The following is a 4,665-nucleotide window of genomic DNA, read 5'->3' on the forward strand; positions in this document are numbered from 1 at the left end:
GCCGTCGCGGAGGCCGCGGGCTGATGCGGGGCAGCCGCTCGACGCGGGCCGGCCGCTCGACGCAGGGCAGCCGCTCGGCACGGAACCGCCGCCGGAGGGCCGGATGATCCGCCGCGGGCGCAGGCTCGCGGTGGACGTGGGCGACGCCAGGATCGGGGTCGCGTCCTGCGACCCCGACGGGATCCTCGCCACCCCCGTGGAGACCGTCCCGGGCCGGGACCTGCCGGCGGCGTTCCGGAGGCTGGCCGCGCTCACCGAGGAGTACGAGCCGCTGGAGGTGCTCGTCGGCCTGCCGCGCTCGCTGCACGGCGGCGAGGGCCCGGCGGCCGCCAAGGTCCGCGGCTTCGCGGAGAAGCTCGCGCGCCGCGTGCACCCCGTACCGGTGCGGCTCGTCGACGAACGCATGTCCACGGTGACGGCCTCTCAGAACCTGCGTGCGGCCGGGAAGTCGAGCCGCAAGGGCCGGTCGGTGGTCGACCAGGTGGCGGCCGTCGTCATCCTCCAGAGTGCGCTGGAAGCCGAACGGGCGTCAGGGGCGGCGCCGGGTGAGAGCGTCGAAGCGGCCCTGTGATCGCGATACGGTAACGTTCCGCGCGGACACGGCACCCGTCGTATAAAAGCACCGGCGGCCACGCGGCATAGGGGACTGATGACTGACTACGGCCAAAACCCCGGCTCCCAACCCTGGCAGCCCGACGACAGCCTTTACGGCGGGCAGCAGGACTGGTCGGGCGGGCAGCCCGGCGCCGGGCACCACCACTACGGGGGACAGCAGCCGCAGCAGCACTACCCGCACCAGCAGCAGTCCTCCTGGGACTCCGGCCACCAGCCGCAGTACCCCGGCGGCTGGGACACCACCGGCGGCGGGGTGCCCCTGACCGACCCGTACGGCAACCCCGCGCCGCAGCCCGACTACTACGGCACGCCCGACGCCTACCCGCCGCCCCACCCGCACCCGCGCCGTCCGCAGCCGCACCAGCAGCAGCCGGGGCACCACCAGCCCCACCAGCCGCACCCGCACCAGCAGCCCGGCCACCACCAGCAGCAGCCGCCGCACCCGGGCCAGGCCCGCCGCCGCCCCGACGGCCGCGAGGACTGGGACCCCGCCTCCCGCCCGCCGGAAGGCGACGACCACCCCTTCTTCGACGGTGACGGCGACGACGACTTCGACGACGACCCCCGCGAGGGCCGCCGCGGCGGTGGCCGCAGCGCCGGCCGCGGTACGGGCCGGGACCGGCGCGGCGCCAAACGCCGCAACGGCTGCGCCTGCCTGGTCATCGCCCTCGTGCTGGCCGGCGGCCTCGGCGGCCTCGGCTACGTCGGCTACAACTTCTGGAGCGACCGGTTCGGCGCCGCCCCCGACTTCTCGGGCGAGGGCGAGGGCTCCGTGACCGTGGAGATCCCCGAGGGCGCGACCGTCACGCAGATGGGGAACATCCTCAAGGACAAGGGCGTGGTCAAGAGCGTCCAGGCGTTCATCGACGCCGCCGGCGACGAGATGCTCCACCCCGGCGCGTACACGCTGCACAAGGGCATGTCGGGCGAGGCCGCGGTCGAGATGATGCTGAGCCCGGAGGCCGCCAACCAACTCGTCATCCCCGAGGGCCGGCGCGCCACCGCCGTCTACGCGATGATCGACGAGCACCTCGGGCTCAAGGAGGACACCACCGCCAAGATCGCCGAGAAGGGCGACCTCGGCCTGCCCGACTGGGCGGAGGGCAACCCCGAGGGCTTCCTGTGGCCCTCCAGCTACTCCGCCGCCGAGGGCACCGACCCCAAGAAGCTGCTGCGCGAGATGGTCAAGCGCGCCAACGGCAAGTACACGGAACTGGGTCTGGAGGACAAGGCGGGGAAGGTGGACCGGAGCCCGTACGAGGTCCTCACCATCGCCAGCCTCATCGAGGCGGAGGGGCAGTCGAAGGAGGAGTTCGGCAAGGTCTCGCAGGTCATCTACAACCGCCTGAAGCCGGACAACACCGCCACCAACGGCATGCTGCAGTTCGACTCCACCATCAACTACGCCAAGGGCGAGTCGAACCTCGACATCTCCAACCAGGACACCCAGTTCGACTCCCCGTACAACACCTACCTCCACGCCGGCCTGCCGCCCGGGCCCATCGACAACCCCAGCGAGCGGGCCATCGAGGCGGCCCTCGACCCGACTCCCGGTGACTGGCTGTACTTCGTCACCGTCAAGCCGGGCGACACGCGCTTCACCGCCAGCAAGGAGGAGCACGACCGCAACGTCGAGGAGTTCAACGAGAACCAGCGCAAGAAGGAGGACGAGTGAGGGACCTGCCGCGGCGCGCGGCCGTGCTCGGCTCGCCCATCACCCACTCGCTCTCCCCGGTGCTGCACCGCGCCGCGTACGCCGAACTGGGCCTGACCGGCTGGACCTACGGCCGCTACGACGTGGACGAGAAGCGCCTCTCCGCCTTCCTCGACAGCCTGGAGCCGGCCGAGTGGGCCGGGCTCTCGCTGACCATGCCGCTCAAGCGCGCGGTGATCCCGCTGCTCGACGAGGTCGGCGCCACGGCCCGGTCCGTCGAGGCCGTCAACACCGTCGTCCTGCACGACGACGGCCGCCGCTTCGGCGACAACACCGACATCCCGGGCATCACCGCCGCACTGCGCGAGCGCGGCATCGAGAAGGTCGAGCGCGCCGCCGTCCTCGGCGCCGGCGCCACTGCCTCCTCCGCGCTCGCCGCGCTGGCCGCCGTCTGCACCGGGGAGGTCACGGCGTACGTGCGCTCCGCCGCCCGGGCGACGGAGATGGAGCAGTGGGGCGAGCGCCTCGGCGTCCCGGTGCGCTGCGCGGACTGGTCCGAGGCCGCCGCCGCCTTCGACGCGCCGCTGGTCGTAGCCACCACCCCGGCCGGCGCCACCGACGACCTCGCGGGCGTGGTCCCGGAGCGCCCCGGTGCACTCTTCGACGTGCTGTACGAGCCGTGGCCCACCCCGCTCGCCGGCGCGTGGGCCGCGCGCGGCGGCACAGTCGTCGGAGGTCTCGACCTGCTGGTGCACCAGGCGGTGCTCCAGGTCGAGCAGATGACGGGCGCCGCCCGGGCCCCGCTGGCGGCCATGCGCGAGGCCGGCGAGGCCGCGCTCCGCGCCCGTACGGTCTGAGGCGCCCCGAGGCGGGCGCCCCGCCGGGCGGCCGGGCGGGGTACAACAAGGGGTACAAGAACCTGTCTGTCCGGCCGTCCATTCCGTGGACCTGGGCGAGTGCGGGGTCTGGAGCGTGCGAGGATCGGAACGAGGACTTCGCACTCGTAAGGGAGCACCGTTGAGCAGGTTGCGCTGGCTCACCGCAGGGGAATCGCACGGCCCGGCACTCGTCGCGACGCTGGAGGGCCTCCCCGCGGGAGTGCCCGTCACCACCGACCTGGTCGCCGACCACCTCGCCCGCCGCCGGCTGGGGTACGGCCGCGGGGCGCGGATGAAGTTCGAGCGCGACGAGGTCACCTTCATCGGCGGCGTACGCCACGGGCTCACCCTCGGCTCCCCGGTCGCGGTCATGATCGGGAACACCGAGTGGCCCAAGTGGGAGCAGGTCATGGCCGCCGACCCGGTGGATCCGGCCGAGCTGGCGGGGATCGCCCGCAACGCCCCGCTGACCCGCCCCCGCCCCGGCCACGCCGACCTCGCCGGCATGCAGAAGTACGGCTTCGACGAGGCCCGCCCGGTGCTGGAGCGCGCCTCCGCCCGGGAGACCGCGGCCCGGGTCGCGCTGGGCGCCGTGGCCCGCTCGTACCTGAAGGAGACCGCCGGCGTCGAGGTCGTCTCGCACGTCGTGGAGCTGGGCGGCGCCAGGGCCCCGTACGGCAGCGTCCCCGCCGCGGGCGACGTGGCGCGGCTGGACGAGGACCCCGTGCGCTGCCTGGACGCGGACGCGAGCAAGGCGATGGTCGCCGAGATCGACCAGGCCCACAAGGACGGCGACACCCTCGGCGGCGTCGTCGAGGTCGTCGCGTACGGCGTGCCGGTCGGCCTTGGCTCGCACGTGCACTGGGACCGCCGGCTGGACTCCCGGCTGGCCGGTGCGCTCATGGGCATCCAGGCCATCAAGGGCGTCGAGCTGGGCGACGGCTTCGCGCTGGCCCGCGTGCCCGGCTCGCAGGCCCACGACGAGATCGTCGGCACCGACGACGGCATCCGCCGCTCCTCCGGCCGCTCCGGCGGCACCGAGGGCGGGCTGAGCACCGGGGAGCGGCTGCGGGTGCGCGCCGCGATGAAGCCCATCGCGACCGTGCCGCGCGCGCTGGCCACCGTGGACGTCGCCACCGGCGAGGCCACCAAGGCGCACCACCAGCGCTCCGATGTCTGCGCCGTGCCCGCCGCGGGCATCGTGGCGGAGGCGATGGTGGCGCTGGTGCTGGCCGACGCGGTGGCCGAGAAGTTCGGCGGCGACAGCGTCACCGAGACCGCCCGCAACGTCCGCGGCTACCTGGAGAACCTGGCGATCCGATGACCAGCAGCACCGAGGGCCGCGAGCGCCCCGACACCGCAGACGGCGCAGCCGCGGCAGCGCGTACGGACGGCCCCGCCGTGGTGCTCGTCGGCCCGCCCGGCGCCGGCAAGTCCACCGTCGGCGCCGTCCTCGCCGACCGCCTCGGCACCACCGTCCGCGACACGGACGAGGACGTCGAGAAGGCCGCGGGCAAG

General features: G+C 74.1%; 5 protein-coding genes. All 5 read left to right on the forward strand.

The window, feature by feature from the left end:
* Positions 1 to 103: 103 nt before the first annotated feature.
* Positions 104 to 571, forward strand: coding sequence for a Holliday junction resolvase RuvX (gene ruvX, locus H5J30_RS18265; RefSeq protein ID WP_181788481.1), 468 nt, complete (start codon positions 104 to 106; stop codon positions 569 to 571).
* A gap of 78 nt (positions 572 to 649) precedes the next feature.
* Positions 650 to 2,290, forward strand: coding sequence for an endolytic transglycosylase MltG (mltG, locus tag H5J30_RS18270; RefSeq protein ID WP_181788482.1), 1,641 nt, complete (start codon positions 650 to 652; stop codon positions 2,288 to 2,290).
* Positions 2,287 to 3,126 (forward strand): shikimate dehydrogenase, encoded by an 840-nt coding sequence (locus H5J30_RS18275; RefSeq protein WP_181788483.1) that lies wholly within the window; start codon positions 2,287 to 2,289, stop codon positions 3,124 to 3,126. Before mltG ends, H5J30_RS18275 begins: the two co-directional genes overlap by 4 nt.
* A gap of 160 nt (positions 3,127 to 3,286) precedes the next feature.
* Positions 3,287 to 4,471: a chorismate synthase gene (gene aroC, locus H5J30_RS18280; RefSeq protein ID WP_181788484.1), complete on the forward strand. Its 1,185-nt coding sequence runs from the start codon at positions 3,287 to 3,289 to the stop codon at positions 4,469 to 4,471.
* Positions 4,468 to 4,665, forward strand: a 198-nt coding sequence (locus H5J30_RS18285; protein WP_309505563.1) for a shikimate kinase, incomplete at its 3' end; no start/stop codon positions are given. The genes aroC and H5J30_RS18285, both read left to right, overlap by 4 nt.

Origin of the sequence: Streptomyces phytophilus (genome assembly GCF_013870535.1) — a bacterium.
In the GTDB taxonomy this organism is placed as follows: Bacteria; Actinomycetota; Actinomycetes; order Streptomycetales; family Streptomycetaceae; genus Streptomyces; species Streptomyces phytophilus.

Excerpts from the sequence above, each read along its gene's own strand:
- ruvX (WP_181788481.1), top strand. The coding sequence starts at position 104 with ATGATCCGCCGCGGGCGCAGGCTCGCGGTGGACGTGGGCGACGCCAGG.
- mltG (WP_181788482.1), top strand. The coding sequence starts at position 650 with ATGACTGACTACGGCCAAAACCCCGGCTCCCAACCCTGGCAGCCCGAC.